Genomic DNA, 15,070 nt, shown 5'->3' on the forward strand with positions numbered 1-15,070 from the left:
TTTCATGGATAAGACCAAGCAGGCCGCGTCGTTCGCGGTGCCGCGCCACGTAGCGATCATCATGGACGGCAACAACCGCTGGGCCAAGAAACGCTTCATGCCCGGTGTCGCCGGGCATAAGGCGGGGGTCGATGCGGTTCGCGCGGTCATCGAGGTGTGCGCCGAGGCTGGCGTCGAGGTGCTGACCCTGTTCGCGTTCTCCAGCGAAAACTGGCAGCGTCCGGCCGACGAGGTCAGTGCCTTGATGGAGTTGTTCCTCAAGGCCTTGCGTCGTGAGGCCAAGCGTCTCAACGAAAACAGCATCAGTCTGCGCATCATCGGTGATCGCTCGCGGTTTCATCCGGAGTTGCAGGCTGCGATGCGCGAGGCCGAAGCCGCGACGGCCGGCGCTGACCGCTTTGTCCTGCAGATTGCCGCCAACTACGGCGGTCAGTGGGACATAGCCCAGGCTGCCCAGCGGCTGGCGCGGGAAGTCCAGGCCGGGCACTTGCGGCCGGAAGACATCACGCCGGAACTGCTACAGACCTGTCTGGCTACGGGTGACCTGCCGCTGCCGGATCTGTGCATCCGTACCGGTGGCGAACATCGCATCAGCAATTTTCTCCTTTGGCAGCTGGCTTACGCCGAGCTGTACTTCTCCGACCTGTTCTGGCCGGACTTCAAACACGAAGCCATGCGCGTTGCGCTGGCCGATTTCGCTTCCCGTCAGCGTCGTTTCGGTAAAACGAGCGAGCAGATCGAAGCTGGAGCCCGGGTTTAATGCTCAAACAACGAATCATCACTGCACTGATCCTGCTGCCCATCGCCCTGGGTGGGTTCTTCCTGCTTGACGGTGCGGGTTTCGCCCTGTTCATTGGGTTGGTCGTGACGCTGGGGGCGTGGGAATGGGCGCGGCTGGCGGGTTTCGCCGCGCAGTCGGCCCGTGTGATCTATGCCGCAGTCGTGGCGGCCATGCTGTTCGTCATGTACGTGGTGCCCGGTATTGCGCCCTGGGTGCTGGGCGCTTCGGTGCTATGGTGGGCGACGGCGACCTTCCTGGTATTGACCTACCCCCACACGACCCATCACTGGTCCAACGCCGCGACCAAGCTGTTGATCGGCCTGTTGATCCTGCTGCCGGCCTGGCAGGGGCTCATCTGGATCAAACAAGGTGCGCTGGGTAACTGGCAGATCATGGCCGTGATGGTGCTGGTCTGGGGGGCCGATGTCGGGGCTTACTTCTCCGGCAAGGCATTCGGCAAGCGCAAGCTCGCGCCTAAGGTCAGTCCCGGCAAGAGCTGGGAAGGGGTCTACGGTGGTCTGGCCCTGAGCCTGGTCATTACGACGATCGTCGGTGTCATGCGGGAATGGACGGCCGGCCAGTTGCTGATCGGTCTGTTTGGCGCCGCCCTGATTGTCTTTGTCTCGGTGGTCGGGGACCTGACCGAAAGCATGTTCAAGCGCCAGTCCGGCATCAAGGACAGCAGCAACCTGCTGCCTGGTCACGGCGGCGTGCTGGATCGTATCGACAGCCTTACCGCCGCAGTCCCGATCTTTGCTGTGCTGCTGTGGATGGCGGCATCGTGAGTCGCCCCCAGCAGATCACCGTCCTTGGCGCTACCGGGTCGATCGGCCTGAGTACGCTGGACGTCATCGGCCGGCATCCGGAGCGTTATCAGGTGTTCGCCCTCAGCGGCTTCACGCGTCTGAGCGAGCTGCTGGCTTTGTGCATTCGTCACACCCCGCGGTTTGCCGTGGTGCCCGAGACTGGCGCAGCACGGGCGCTGCAGGATGAGCTGCGTGCAGCTGGTCTGCAGACCCGCGTACTGGTGGGAGAGGAGGGGCTGTGCGAAGTGGCCTCCGATCCTGAAGTCGATGCGGTGATGGCGGCGATTGTCGGTGCTGCGGGCCTGCGCCCGACGCTGGCAGCGGTGGAGGCCGGCAAGAAGATCCTGTTGGCCAACAAAGAAGCGCTGGTCATGTCCGGCGCGTTGTTCATGCAGGCAGTGGGCAAAAGTGGTTCGGTACTGCTGCCGATCGACAGTGAACATAATGCGATTTTTCAATGCATGCCGCGGGATTTCTCCCGTGGCCTGGGTGCTGTGGGTGTTCGGCGGATCTTGCTGACAGCTTCCGGCGGTCCGTTCCGGCAGACACCGCTGACAGAATTGGAGCATGTTTCACCCGAACAGGCCTGTGCCCATCCGAACTGGTCCATGGGACGCAAGATTTCCGTGGATTCGGCCAGCATGATGAACAAGGGGCTTGAGCTGATCGAGGCTTGCTGGCTTTTCGATGCCAGGCCGTCCCAGGTCGAAGTGGTCATTCATCCTCAGAGCGTGATCCACTCTCTGGTGGACTATGTAGATGGTTCGGTACTGGCCCAATTGGGCAATCCGGACATGCGCACACCCATCGCCAACGCGCTGGCCTGGCCGGATCGAATCGATTCGGGTGTGGCGCCGCTGGACCTGTTTGCCGTCGCCCGCCTGGATTTCCAGGCCCCCGATGAGCAGCGCTTCCCTTGCCTGCGCCTGGCGCGGCAGGCGGCCGAGGCAGGCAACAGTGCCCCGGCCATGCTGAACGCCGCCAATGAGGTGGCGGTGGCCGCGTTTCTCGATGGACGTGTCCGTTACCTCGAGATCGCGAGTATCATCGAGGAAGTCTTGAATCTCGAGGCCGTGGTTGCCCTCGATGACCTCGACGCAGTGTTCACCGTGGATGCTCGGGCCCGCGAGCTGGCGGGTCAGTGGTTGAGGCGCCACGGACGTTGAAGCTGCGGTACGTTAGCCGGGGCTGCCCTGGACAGGATTGCGGAGAAAACAGATGAGCGCGCTCTATATGATTGTCGGCACCCTGGTTGCGTTGGGTGTGCTGGTCACTTTTCACGAATTCGGTCATTTCTGGGTCGCCCGTCGCTGTGGCGTGAAGGTCCTGCGTTTTTCCGTCGGCTTTGGCATGCCCTTGCTGCGCTGGCATGACAAGAAGGGCACCGAATTCGTTGTGGCCGCCATCCCGCTGGGCGGTTACGTGAAAATGCTCGACGAGCGTGAAGGCGAAGTGCCCGCCGATCAGCTCGATCAATCCTTCAATCGCAAGACTGTCCGGCAGCGCATTGCCATCGTGGCGGCGGGGCCGATCGCCAACTTCCTGCTGGCCATGGTGTTCTTCTGGGCGCTGGCCATGTTGGGTAGCGAGCAGGTACGTCCTGTCATCGGCGCGGTCGAGGCTGGCAGCGTCGCGGCCCGGGCGGGATTGAGCGCGGGAGAGGAAATCGTTGCCATCGACGGCGAGCCGACTTCCGGTTGGGCTGCCGTCAACCTGCAACTCGTGCGCCGCCTGGGTGAAAGCGGTTCGTTGAAGTTGATGGTGCGCGAGCAGGGCTCGGCAACGGATTCTCCGCGGGAACTGGTGCTGGACAACTGGCTCAAGGGGGCCGATGAGCCGGATCCGATCCGTTCCCTGGGCATTCGCCCGTGGCGTCCGGCGCTGCCGCCGGTGCTGGCCGAACTTGATCCGAAGGGGCCGGCTCGGGCTGCCGGGCTCAAGACCGGTGATCGTCTGTTGGCCGTTGACGGCCAGTCGGTCAGTGACTGGCAGCAGGTGGTTGATGCGGTTCGTGTACGTCCTGATACCAAAATTGTGCTGCGCGTCGAGCGCGACGGTGCTCCAATCGACGTCCCGGTGACCCTGGCCGCCCGCGACGAGAGCAAGACGCCGGCAGGTTACCTGGGGGCGGGCGTCAAGGCTGTCGACTGGCCGCCGGAGATGATCCGCGAGGTCAGTTTCGGCCCGGTTGCGGCGATTGGCGAAGGTGCGCGTCGTACGTGGACCATGAGTGTCCTGACCCTCGACTCACTGAAGAAAATGTTGTTCGGCGAGCTCTCGGTAAAAAACTTGAGTGGACCGATAACCATTGCTAAAGTGGCGGGCGCTTCTGCCCAGTCGGGCGTTGTTGATTTCCTGAATTTCCTTGCTTATCTGAGCATTAGCCTGGGGGTTCTGAATTTGCTGCCCATCCCGGTACTGGATGGGGGGCATCTGCTGTTTTATCTGATCGAGTGGGCGCGTGGTCGTCCCTTGTCGGATCGGGTTCAAGGTTGGGGGATACAGATCGGTATCAGCTTGGTGGTCGGGGTGATGTTGCTTGCCCTGGTCAACGATCTGGGTCGTCTGTAACGCTTCGCTGAATTGCGAATCTGCCGCATTTTGCGGCAGTTTGTTTATTGCCAGTTGGAATAAGAAAGGACTTCATGAAACGTCTGCTGCTAACCGCGGTTCTTACCGTGTTGATGATCGCCGAAGTTCACGCCGAGTCCTTCACTATCTCTGATATTCGCGTCAACGGCCTCCAGCGGGTTTCCGCGGGTAGCGTCTTTGGTGCCTTGCCGTTGAACGTCGGCGAGCAGGCGGATGATCGGCGCCTGGTGGAGTCCACTCGTGCGCTGTTCAAGACCGGTTTCTTTCAGGATATCCAGCTGGGCCGTGACGGTAACGTCCTGGTCATTACGGTCGTCGAGCGGCCGTCAGTCGCCAGCATCGAGATCGAAGGCAACAAGGCGATTTCCACCGAAGACCTGATGAAAGGCCTCAAGCAGTCCGGCCTGGCCGAAGGCGAGATCTTCCAGCGTGCCACCCTCGAAGGTGTGCGTAACGAGCTGCAGCGCCAGTACGTCGCCCAAGGGCGCTACTCGGCCACCGTCGACACCGAAGTGGTACCGCAGCCGCGCAACCGTGTGGGCCTGAAGGTCAACATCAACGAAGGCACCGTGGCAGCCATCCAGCACATCAACGTGGTGGGCAACACGGTTTTCCCCGACGAAGACCTGATCGACCTGTTCGAACTCAAGACCACCAACTGGCTGTCGTTCTTCAAGAACGATGACAAGTACGCCCGTGAAAAACTCTCCGGTGACCTGGAGCGCCTGCGTTCCTACTACCTGGACCGTGGCTACATCAACATGGACATCGCTTCGACCCAGGTGTCCATTACCCCGGACAAGAAGCACGTCTACATCACCGTCAACGTCAACGAAGGCGAGAAGTACACTGTCCGCGATGTCAAGCTCAGCGGTGACCTGAAGGTGCCCGAAGACCAGGTCAAGTCCCTGCTGCTGGTACAGAAAGGCCAGGTGTTCTCGCGCAAGCTGATGACCACCACGTCCGAGCTGATCACCCGTCGCCTGGGTAACGAGGGCTATACCTTCGCCAACGTCAGCGGCGTGCCGCAGCCCCACGATGAAGATCACACTGTCGACATCACCTTCGCCGTAGACCCGGGCAAGCGTGCCTACGTCAATCGCATCAACTTCCGTGGCAACACCAAGTCCGAGGACGAGGTGCTGCGTCGTGAAATGCGTCAGATGGAAGGTGGCTGGGCTTCGACCTACCTGATCGACCAGTCCAAGACCCGTCTGGAGCGTCTGGGCTTCTTCAAGGAAGTCAACGTCGAGACACCGGCAGTGCCGGGCGTCGACGACCAGGTCGATGTGAACTACAGCGTCGAAGAGCAAGCGTCCGGCTCGATCACCGCCAGTGTCGGTTTCGCCCAGAGCGCCGGCCTGATCCTCGGTGGCTCGATCACCCAGAACAACTTCCTGGGTACCGGTAACAAGGTCAGCGTCGGCCTGACCCGCAGCGAATACCAGACCCGCTACAACTTCGGTTTCGTGGACCCCTACTGGACCGCTGACGGTGTGAGCCTGGGCTACAACGCCTTCTATCGCACCACTGACTATGACCAGCTCGACTCCGATATCTCCAGCTACGCAGTGGACAGCTATGGTGTCGGCGCCAACATCGGTTATCCGATCAGCGAGACCTCGCGCCTGACGTTCGGTCTTACTGCCCAGCAGGACAAGATCAACACCGGTAAATACACCGTCGACGAGATCTTCGATTTCGTTAACAAGGAAGGCGACAGCTACCTGAACTTCAAGGCGTCTGCCGGTTGGTCCGAATCGACCCTGAACAAGGGCGTTCTGGCTACACGTGGTCATTCCCAGAGCCTGGTCCTGGAAACGACGACGCCTGGCAGTGACCTGTCGTTCTTCAAGCTCGACTATCGCGGCCAGCTGTTCCAACCGTTGACCGACACCTACACCATGCGCCTGCATACCGAACTGGGCTATGGTGATGGCTACGGGTCGACCGATGGCTTGCCGTTCTACGAGAACTACTACGCAGGTGGTTTCAACTCGGTACGTGGTTTCAAGGACAGCACCTTGGGGCCGCGCAGTACGCCGAGCAAGGGTACCAACCCAGGTACCATCCGCGACCCGGACCAGGATCCGCTGCCATTCGGTGGCAACGTACTCATCCAGGGTGGTCTCGAGGTTCTGTTCCCGATGCCGTTCGTCAAGGATCAGCGCTCGCTGCGGACCTCGGTATTCTGGGATGTGGGTAACGTCTTCGACTCCACGTGCAGCGACACCACCAACGCTAACGGCACCAAGTCCAACACTCAGTGCAACGACATCAGCCTTAGCAACATGGCCAGTTCCGTTGGTGTAGGCGTGACCTGGGTCACCGCGCTCGGTCCTTTGAGCTTCGCGCTGGCGATGCCGGTCAAGAAACCGGATAACGCTGAAACCCAAGTGTTCCAATTCTCCCTCGGCCAGACGTTCTAAGCGTCTGACCCAAGATAACGACAATGGATTTTGTAGGAGTACATCGTGCGTAAGTTGACTCAATTGGTTCTCCTGGCGACCGTGCTGGTCGCAGGTCCGGCTTTTGCCGACATGAAGATCGCCGTACTGAACTATCAGATGGCTTTGCTGGAATCCGACGCGGCAAAGAAATACGCCGTGGACGCAGAGAAAAAGTTCGGTCCGCAGCTGACCAAGCTCAAGAGCCTGGAAAGCAGTGCCAAAGGTATCCAGGATCGCCTGGTCGCCGGCGGCGACAAGATGGCCCAGGGCGAGCGTGAGCGTCTGGAGCTTGAATTCAAGCAAAAGGCCCGTGACTTCCAGTTCCAGTCCAAGGAACTGAACGAAGCGAAAGCCGTTGCCGACCGTGAAATGCTCAAGCAGCTCAAGCCGAAGCTCGACAGCGCCGTGGAAGAAGTCATCAAGAAGGGTGGTTTTGACCTGGTGTTCGAGCGTGGCGCAGTGATTGATGTCAAACCTCAGTACGACATCACGCGCCAGGTCATCGAGCGCATGAATCAGCTGAAGTAATCCATGACAGCGACTATCAAACTCGGCCAGTTGGCCGAGTTCCTCGGAGCCACCCTGCGTGGCGACCCGGAGAAGGCAATTACTGGGCTAGCCACTTTGCAAGAGGCTGGCCCAGCTCAGTTGAGCTTCCTGGCAAATCCTCAATATCGCAAATACCTGGCCGATAGCCGGGCCGCTGCGCTGTTGCTCAAGGCCGCCGATGCCGAAGGTTTTGCCGGTGATGCGCTGATCGTGCCCGATCCATACCTGGCGTATGCGCGGATTTCCCATCTGTTCGACCCCAAGCCCAAATCGGCTGCCGGCATTCATCCCAGTGCGGTGATTGCGGCAGATGCGGTGGTCGACCCGACGGCCAGCATCGGACCTTTCGTGGTCATCGAGGGTGGGGCACGGGTGGGTGCCGGTGTCACACTGGGGGCTCATTGTTTCATTGGCGCCCGTAGCGAGATTGGCGAGGGCGGCTGGCTGGCTCCACGGGTCACCTTGTATCACGATGTGCGCATCGGCAAGCGAGTGGTGATCCAGTCCGGTGCGGTGCTGGGCGGTGAAGGATTCGGTTTCGCCAACGAGAAAGGTATCTGGCAGAAGATTGCCCAGATCGGTGGTGTCACCGTCGGCGATGATGTGGAGATCGGCGTCAATACCGCCATCGACCGCGGTGCGCTGGCTGACACGGTCATCGGCAATGGCGTGAAGCTGGACAACCAGATCCAGATTGCCCACAACGTCCAGGTCGGTGACCACACCGCCATGGCGGCCTGCGTGGGTATCTCCGGCAGTACCAGGATCGGCAAGCACTGCATGCTCGCCGGTGGGGTCGGGCTGGTGGGGCACATCGATATCTGTGACAACGTTTTCCTGACCGGGATGACCATGGTGACCCACTCGATTACCGAGCCGGGTGCCTATTCTTCCGGTACAGCGATGCAGCCTGCGGCCGAATGGCGCAAGAGCGCGGCCCGTATCCGTCAGCTCGATGACATCGCTCGACGCCTGAAACAGGTGGAAAAGCGTGTAGGGGACGTGACCCCTGACGGTAATGCTTCATCAGATGGCTGATACCATTTCCATATCAAGTGTGCACGGCCGCCAGGCTTCCTTGATTTGCTAGCGGAGCGCGCGTCTATCGCGCACCTCCCAATCTTTACATAGGCTTCCCCCCGAAATGATGGACATCAACGAGATTCGCGAATACCTGCCTCACCGTTACCCGTTCCTGCTCGTGGATCGGGTAGTGGAGCTGGATATTGAGGGCAAGCGCATTCGCGCCTACAAGAATGTCAGCATCAACGAGCCGTTCTTCAATGGTCACTTCCCTGCGCACCCCATCATGCCGGGCGTGCTGATCATCGAGGCCATGGCTCAGGCTGCCGGAATCCTTGGTTTCAAGATCATGGACGTGAAACCTGCGGACGGTACGCTCTACTACTTCGTCGGGTCCGACAAGTTGCGTTTCCGTCAGCCGGTGACCCCAGGCGATCAATTGATCCTCGAAGCCACGTTCATCAGTTGCAAGCGCCAGATCTGGAAGTTCGAATGCCAGGCTTCGGTCGACGGCAAGCCTGTCTGCTCCGCTGAAATCATTTGCGCGGAACGCAAGCTATGAGTTTGATTGACCCTCGCGCAATCATCGATCCGACGGCCGTCCTGGCCGCCGATGTCGAGGTCGGCCCTTGGTCGATTATCGGCGCAGGTGTGGAAATCGGCGAGGGTACGGTGATCGGCCCGCACGTGATTCTCAAGGGGCCTACCCGGATCGGCCGGCACAATCGTATCTACCAGTTTTCTACGGTAGGCGAGGACACTCCCGATCTCAAATACAAGGGTGAAGAAACCCGCCTGGTCATCGGCGATCACAATGTGATCCGCGAGGGCGTGACGATTCACCGTGGCACCGTTCAGGATCGTTCCGAAACAACCCTGGGCGACCACAACCTGATCATGGCCTATGCCCATATCGGCCATGACAGCGTCATTGGCAACCATTGCATCCTGGTCAACAACACCGCACTGGCCGGCCATGTCCACGTGGACGACTGGGCGATCCTGTCCGGCTTCACCCTGGTTCACCAGTACTGCCATATAGGCGCCCACAGCTTTTCCGGCATGGGCACCGCCATTGGCAAGGATGTTCCGGCTTATGTCACCGTGTTCGGCAATCCGGCCGAGGCTCGCAGCATGAACTTCGAAGGCATGCGCCGGCGGGGCTTCAGCGAAGAAGCGGTTGCCGCACTGCGTCGGGCCTATAAGGTTGTCTATCGCCAGGGTTTGACCGTCGAGCAGGCGCTCGTCGAGTTGGCAGAAGCATCGACCCAGTTCCCGGAAGTCGCGGTGTTCCGCGACTCCATCCAATCCTCGACCCGCGGCATCACTCGCTGACCATGGGCAATTTGCGTGTTGCGCTGGTGGCGGGCGAAGCTTCCGGCGATATCCTGGGTGCTGGCCTGATGCGAGCGCTCAAGGCGCAGCATCCGGCGGTCGAGTTCATCGGTGTCGGTGGGCCATTGATGCAGGCCGAGGGGCTGAGCTCCTATTTCCCAATGGAACGCCTGTCGGTGATGGGGCTGGTGGAGGTGCTTGGTCGGCTGCGAGAGTTACTGGCCCGGCGCAAGAAGCTTATTGCGACCCTGATTGATGAAAAGCCGGATGTGTTCATCGGTATCGACGCGCCGGATTTCACCCTCAACATCGAACTCAAGTTGCGTCAGGCCGGGATCAAGACGGTGCACTACGTCAGCCCATCGGTCTGGGCCTGGCGGCAGAAGCGCGTGCTGAAGATTCGCGAAGGCTGCGACCTGATGCTGACGCTGCTTCCATTCGAAGCCAGGTTTTATGAGGAGAAGGGCGTGCCGGTGCGGTTTGTCGGGCACACCCTGGCCGACACCATTCCCCTGGAAGCCGATCGCGAGGATGCCCGCCAGACGTTGGGCTTGTCCGACGGGCCGCTGGTGGCGCTGATGCCTGGCAGCCGGGGTGGCGAGGTAAGTCGCCTGGGTGGTTTGTTTTTCGACGCCGCCGAGCGCCTTCGGGCAATGCGTCCCGACGTGCGTTTTGTCCTGCCGTGTGCCAGTGCGCAGCGGCGTGAGCAGCTTGAGGCATTGTTGGTCGGTCGCGACCTGCCGGTCACGCTGCTCGACGGTCGCTCCCACGAGGCGTTGGCTGCTTGCGACGCGGTATTGATTGCGTCAGGTACTGCTACCCTTGAGGCGTTGCTGTACAAGCGCCCGATGGTGGTTGCCTATCGTCTGGCACCGCTGACGTTCTGGATCCTCAAGCGCATGGTCAAGAGTCCTTACATCTCCCTGCCGAACCTGCTGGCCCAGCGTTTGCTGGTGCCCGAGTTGCTGCAGGACGATGCAACGGCCGATGCATTGGCCAATACGCTGGCGCCGTTGATCGACGGCGGCCAGGAACAGACCCGCGGCTTTGACGAGATCCACCGCACGTTGCGTCGCGACGCCTCCAACCAGGCCGCAGACGCGGTACTGACCTTGATCGGTGCCAAACCATGAAGCATTCGAAGCAACAGATGGGCCTGGACTTCAACCTGGTCGCCGAAGTCGAAGAGCTGGTGGCGGGCGTCGATGAAGTGGGGCGTGGCCCGTTGTGCGGCGCGGTGGTGACGGCGGCGGTGATTCTCGACCCGAACCGGCCGATCCTGGGTCTCAACGATTCCAAGAAGCTCACCGAGGCCCGTCGCGAGAAGCTCTACGACGAAATCTGCGAGAAAGCCCTGAGCTGGTGCATCGCCCGGGCCGAGGTCGAAGAAATCGATGAGCTGAATATCCTGCACGCCACCATGCTCGCCATGCAGCGTGCGGTGCAAGGCCTGCACATTACACCGAAGCTGGCGATGATCGATGGCAATCGTTGCCCGAAACTGTCGATGCGCGCCGAGGCGGTGGTCCAGGGGGACGCGAAGGTGCCGGCTATCGCGGCGGCATCGATCCTGGCCAAGGTCAGCCGTGACCGGGAAATGAGCGCCTTTGAACTGATTTACCCAGGCTATGGCATCGGTGGCCACAAGGGTTACCCGACGCCCGTGCATCTGGAAGCCTTGGCACGCCTGGGGCCAACGCCGATCCACCGGCGCTCGTTCGCGCCGGTGCGGCTGGCTTATGAGGCGCGTGAAGGTTTGGTAACAGCGGGTCCCCTTCAGCCAAGTGCAATCCCCTGCGCAAGCGAGCTCGCTCGCGAAGAGGGCGGCACGGTTAACATTGATGTGGCCTGATACACAGCCTTCGCGAGCAGGCTCGCTCCCACAAGGTCGGTATTTCGACTGACGGGCATTCGCCACTCATACCCAAGGCCCGGTACAATCCGGGCCTTGTTGTTTTCATGACTTAACGCAGGATCACTATGCCGGCTTCATTCGTTCATCTACGCCTGCACACTGAATACTCCCTGGTCGACGGTCTGGTGCGGATCAAACCACTGGTCAAGACCCTGGTGGGCATGAACATGCCTGCCGTGGCGGTCACCGACCAGAACAACATGTGTTCGCTGGTCAAGTTCTACAAGACCGCCATGGGCGGTGGAATCAAGCCGATCTGCGGAGCCGACCTGTGGCTGTCCAGCAAGGATCCGGACGCACCGTTGAGCCGTATCAGCCTGCTGGTCATGAACGCCGTGGGTTACCGCAATCTGACTGAGTTGATCTCCCGCGGCTTTATCGATGGCCAGCGCAACGGTTCGATCATCATCGAGCGCGAGTGGGTGGCCGAGGCCAGCGAAGGCCTGATCATGCTGTCGGCGGCCAAGGAGGGTGAAATCGGCCTAGCCCTGCTCAGCGGCAACGCCGACGAAGCCGAGACCCTGGCTCGGGACTGGATGGACGTGTTCCCGGACCGCTTCTACATCGAAGTACAGCGCACCAACCGTCCCAACGACGAAGAGCACCTGCACGCTGCAGTGGCGCTGGCCGACAAGATCGGCGCGCCGCTGGTGGCGACCAACGACGTGCGCTTCATCAAGCAGGAAGATTTCGAAGCCCACGAAACCCGCGTCTGCATCGGTGAGGGCCGGGCTCTCGATGACCCGCGCCGGCCCAAGAACTACAGCGATCAGCAATACCTCAAAAGCGCCGAGGAGATGGCCGAGTTGTTCAGCGATCTGCCCGAGGCGCTGGAAAACACCGTCGAGATCGCCAAGCGCTGCAACATCGAAGTGAAGCTGGGCAAGCACTTCCTGCCCAACTTCCCGATTCCCGATGGCATGACCATCGACGAGTATTTCCGTAAAGTGTCGTTCGACGGCCTGGAGGAGCGCCTCAGCGTCCTGCTGCCCAAGGACACCACTCAAGACTACGAAGCCAAGCGCCAGGTCTACATCGACCGGTTGAATTTTGAGCTGGATATCATCATCCAGATGGGCTTCCCCGGTTACTTCCTGATCGTGATGGACTTTATCCAGTGGGCCAAGAACAACGGCGTGCCGGTAGGGCCCGGTCGTGGATCGGGTGCCGGGTCGCTGGTGGCTTATGTACAGAAGATCACCGACCTCGATCCGCTGGAATATGACCTGCTGTTCGAACGTTTCCTCAACCCGGAACGGGTTTCCATGCCCGACTTCGACGTCGACTTCTGCATGGATGGTCGTGACCGGGTAATCGATTACGTGGCCGAGAAGTATGGCCGCAACGCGGTGAGCCAGATCATCACCTTCGGTTCCATGGCCGCCAAGGCGGTGGTGCGTGACGTGGCCCGGGTACAGGGTAAGTCCTATGGCCTGGCGGATCGTCTGTCGAAGATGATTCCGTTCGAAGTCGGCATGACCCTGGAAAAAGCCTACGAACAGGAAGAAATTCTGCGGGACTTCATCAAGGTCGATGAAGAGGCGGCGGAAATCTGGGAGATGGCCCGCAAGCTCGAAGGCGTGGTGCGTAACGTCGGCAAGCATGCTGGTGGCGTGGTGATCGCGCCAACCAAGCTGACCGACTTCTCGCCGATCTATTGCGACGAAGAGGGCGACGGCCTGGTAACCCAGTTCGACAAGGATGACGTCGAGGCGGCGGGCCTGGTGAAGTTCGACTTCCTGGGGCTGCGTACCCTGACCATCATCGATTGGGCGCTCAAGACCATCAACCGCGACCGGGCCAAGGTCGGCGAGGAGCCGCTGGACATCGCGTTCATTCCTCTGGACGACAAACCGACCTACAGCCTGCTGCAGAAAGCGGAAACCACGGCGGTGTTCCAGCTTGAATCCCGCGGCATGAAGGAGCTGATCAAGAAGCTCAAGCCCGACTGCCTGGAAGACTTGATCGCACTGGTGGCCCTGTTCCGTCCGGGCCCGCTGCAATCGGGTATGGTGGACGACTTCATCAACCGTAAACACGGTCGCGCCGAGCTGGCGTACCCGCACCCGGATTACCAGTACGACGGCCTCAAGCCGGTACTGGCGCCGACCTACGGCATCATCCTGTATCAGGAACAGGTGATGCAGATTGCCCAGGTCATGGCCGGCTACACCCTCGGCGGCGCGGACATGCTGCGTCGGGCAATGGGTAAGAAAAAGCCCGAGGAGATGGCCAAGCAGCGCGGCGGTTTCATCGAGGGTTGTGCGAACAACGGTATCGATGCGGACCTGGCCGGTAACATCTTCGACCTGGTGGAAAAATTCGCCGGCTACGGCTTCAACAAATCCCACTCTGCCGCCTACGGCCTGGTGTCTTACCAGACCGCGTGGCTGAAGGCGCATTACCCGGCACCGTTCATGGCCGCCGTACTGTCGGCGGATATGCACAACACCGACAAGGTCGTGACCCTGATCGAAGAAGTGCGGACCATGAAGCTGCGCCTCGACGCGCCGGACGTGAACGCTTCGGAGTTCAAGTTCACGGTGAACGACGAGGGGCGCATCATTTATGGCCTGGGCGCGATCAAGGGCGTGGGCGAGGGGCCGGTGGAGGCCATCACCGAGGCGCGCCAGGATGGGCCGTTCAAGGATTTGTTCGATTTCTGTGCCCGGGTCGACCTCAAGCGTATCAACAAGCGCACCCTCGACGGTTTGATCCGCAGTGGCGCGCTGGACCGGTTGGGTCCTTATTTCCATGACGAGCCCAAGGCCTACCAGGCCAACATCGACCGCAACCGCGCGGTGCTGCTGGCGGCCATGGAAGAAGCGATCAAGGCTGCCGAACAGACCGCCCGCACCCATGACAGCGGCCACGCGGACCTGTTTGGCGGCCTGTTCGTCGAGGAAGATGCCGATGTCTACGGCAACCATCGCAAGGCCAAGGAACTGACCCTCAAGGAACGCCTCAAAGGCGAGAAAGACACCCTTGGGCTGTACCTCACCGGTCACCCGATCGATGAATACGAAGGCGAAATCCGCCGCTTCGCCCGTCAGCGCATCATCGACCTGAAGCCGGCTCGCGATACGCAAACCGTCGCCGGGATGATCATCGCCCTGCGGGTGATGAAGAACAAAAAAGGCGACAAAATGGGTTTCATCACCCTCGACGACCGTTCCGGGCGCATCGAGGCATCGTTGTTTGCCGATGCGTTCCACTCGGCGCAGTCTTTGTTGCAGACCGACGCGATGGTGGTGGTGGAAGGCGAGGTCAGCAACGATGACTTCTCCGGTGGCCTGCGGCTGCGGGTCAAGCGGGTGATGAGCATGGAGGATGCCCGGACCAACCTGGCCGAGAGCCTGCGCCTGAAGTTGCAGACTCAGGACCTCAAGGGCGACCAGCTACGCTGGCTGGGCGAGTTGTTCAAGCGCCATCGCGGTGCCTGTCCGATCACCATGGAGTATGTGCGCCCCGACGCCAAGGCCGTGCTGCAGTTCGGCGAGGGCTGGCGGATCGATCCGGCGGATGCGTTGATTCAAGCCTTGCGTGACCAGTTCGGCAAAGACAACGTCTTCCTCCAATACCGTTGACGGCCAGGGGCCACTCCTGGATCTGGAGTGTC

11 protein-coding genes and 1 pseudogene are annotated in these 15,070 nt (G+C 60.7%); all 12 read left to right on the top strand.

Annotated elements, in window-relative coordinates:
- Positions 1 to 4 precede the first annotated feature (4 nt).
- The 12 genes and pseudogenes from uppS (at position 5) to dnaE (ending at position 15,038) form a co-directional block, all read left to right on the top strand.
- Positions 5 to 760 (top strand): polyprenyl diphosphate synthase, encoded by a 756-nt coding sequence (gene uppS / locus QZH45_RS06970; RefSeq protein ID WP_024779014.1) that lies wholly within the window; start codon positions 5 to 7, stop codon positions 758 to 760.
- On the top strand, positions 760 to 1,566 hold the full coding sequence (locus QZH45_RS06975; RefSeq protein WP_024779015.1) for a phosphatidate cytidylyltransferase: 807 nt from the start codon (positions 760 to 762) through the stop codon (positions 1,564 to 1,566). Before uppS ends, QZH45_RS06975 begins: the two co-directional genes overlap by 1 nt.
- The gene (gene ispC, locus QZH45_RS06980) at positions 1,563 to 2,753 is read left to right on the top strand and encodes a 1-deoxy-D-xylulose-5-phosphate reductoisomerase (protein ID WP_053192717.1); all 1,191 of its coding nucleotides are present in this window, start codon (positions 1,563 to 1,565) and stop codon (positions 2,751 to 2,753) included. Before QZH45_RS06975 ends, ispC begins: the two co-directional genes overlap by 4 nt.
- 52 nt (positions 2,754 to 2,805) lie before the next feature.
- Positions 2,806 to 4,158 carry a sigma E protease regulator RseP gene (gene rseP, locus QZH45_RS06985; RefSeq protein WP_053192719.1) on the top strand — a complete coding sequence of 451 codons (1,353 nt, stop codon included), beginning with the start codon at positions 2,806 to 2,808 and terminating at the stop codon, positions 4,156 to 4,158.
- 74 nt (positions 4,159 to 4,232) lie between these two features.
- The gene (bamA, locus tag QZH45_RS06990; RefSeq protein WP_024779018.1) at positions 4,233 to 6,608 is read left to right on the top strand and encodes an outer membrane protein assembly factor BamA; all 2,376 of its coding nucleotides are present in this window, start codon (positions 4,233 to 4,235) and stop codon (positions 6,606 to 6,608) included.
- A 45-nt stretch (positions 6,609 to 6,653) separates the two neighbouring features.
- On the top strand, positions 6,654 to 7,157 hold the full coding sequence (locus tag QZH45_RS06995; protein WP_024779019.1) for an OmpH family outer membrane protein: 504 nt from the start codon (positions 6,654 to 6,656) through the stop codon (positions 7,155 to 7,157).
- Between the two features lie 3 nt (positions 7,158 to 7,160).
- Entirely contained in the window at positions 7,161 to 8,216 is a 1,056-nt protein-coding gene (gene lpxD / locus QZH45_RS07000; protein ID WP_053192721.1) for a UDP-3-O-(3-hydroxymyristoyl)glucosamine N-acyltransferase, read from the top strand.
- Positions 8,217 to 8,322: 106 nt separating this feature from the next.
- On the top strand, positions 8,323 to 8,763 hold the full coding sequence (fabZ, locus tag QZH45_RS07005; protein ID WP_024779021.1) for a 3-hydroxyacyl-ACP dehydratase FabZ: 441 nt from the start codon (positions 8,323 to 8,325) through the stop codon (positions 8,761 to 8,763).
- Positions 8,760 to 9,536: an acyl-ACP--UDP-N-acetylglucosamine O-acyltransferase gene (lpxA, locus tag QZH45_RS07010; RefSeq protein WP_024779022.1), complete on the top strand. Its 777-nt coding sequence runs from the start codon at positions 8,760 to 8,762 to the stop codon at positions 9,534 to 9,536. The genes fabZ and lpxA overlap by 4 nt, the downstream gene beginning before the upstream one ends.
- Before the next feature lie 2 nt (positions 9,537 to 9,538).
- A complete protein-coding gene (gene lpxB / locus QZH45_RS07015) occupies positions 9,539 to 10,669 on the top strand; it encodes a lipid-A-disaccharide synthase (protein WP_053192723.1) in 1,131 nt (376 codons plus the stop codon).
- A pseudogene (gene rnhB, locus QZH45_RS07020) lies at positions 10,666 to 11,268 on the top strand (ribonuclease HII); the annotation flags it as partial. The gene lpxB and the pseudogene rnhB, both read left to right, overlap by 4 nt.
- 248 nt (positions 11,269 to 11,516) lie before the next feature.
- The gene (gene dnaE / locus QZH45_RS07025) at positions 11,517 to 15,038 is read left to right on the top strand and encodes a DNA polymerase III subunit alpha (RefSeq protein ID WP_024779025.1); all 3,522 of its coding nucleotides are present in this window, start codon (positions 11,517 to 11,519) and stop codon (positions 15,036 to 15,038) included.
- Positions 15,039 to 15,070: the final 32 nt, after the last annotated feature.

Origin of the sequence: Pseudomonas corrugata, from assembly GCF_050920615.1 — a bacterium.
GTDB classification, from domain to species: Bacteria; Pseudomonadota; Gammaproteobacteria; order Pseudomonadales; family Pseudomonadaceae; genus Aquipseudomonas; species Aquipseudomonas corrugata.

Excerpts from the sequence above, each read along its gene's own strand:
- rseP (WP_053192719.1), top strand. The coding sequence starts at position 2,806 with ATGAGCGCGCTCTATATGATTGTCGGCACCCTGGTTGCGTTGGGTGTG.
- QZH45_RS06975 (WP_024779015.1), top strand. The coding sequence starts at position 760 with ATGCTCAAACAACGAATCATCACTGCACTGATCCTGCTGCCCATCGCC.
- lpxD (WP_053192721.1), top strand. The coding sequence starts at position 7,161 with ATGACAGCGACTATCAAACTCGGCCAGTTGGCCGAGTTCCTCGGAGCC.
- lpxA (WP_024779022.1), top strand. The coding sequence starts at position 8,760 with ATGAGTTTGATTGACCCTCGCGCAATCATCGATCCGACGGCCGTCCTG.
- lpxB (WP_053192723.1), top strand. The coding sequence starts at position 9,539 with ATGGGCAATTTGCGTGTTGCGCTGGTGGCGGGCGAAGCTTCCGGCGAT.
- uppS (WP_024779014.1), top strand. The coding sequence starts at position 5 with ATGGATAAGACCAAGCAGGCCGCGTCGTTCGCGGTGCCGCGCCACGTA.
- dnaE (WP_024779025.1), top strand. The coding sequence starts at position 11,517 with ATGCCGGCTTCATTCGTTCATCTACGCCTGCACACTGAATACTCCCTG.
- bamA (WP_024779018.1), top strand. The coding sequence starts at position 4,233 with ATGAAACGTCTGCTGCTAACCGCGGTTCTTACCGTGTTGATGATCGCC.
- fabZ (WP_024779021.1), top strand. The coding sequence starts at position 8,323 with ATGATGGACATCAACGAGATTCGCGAATACCTGCCTCACCGTTACCCG.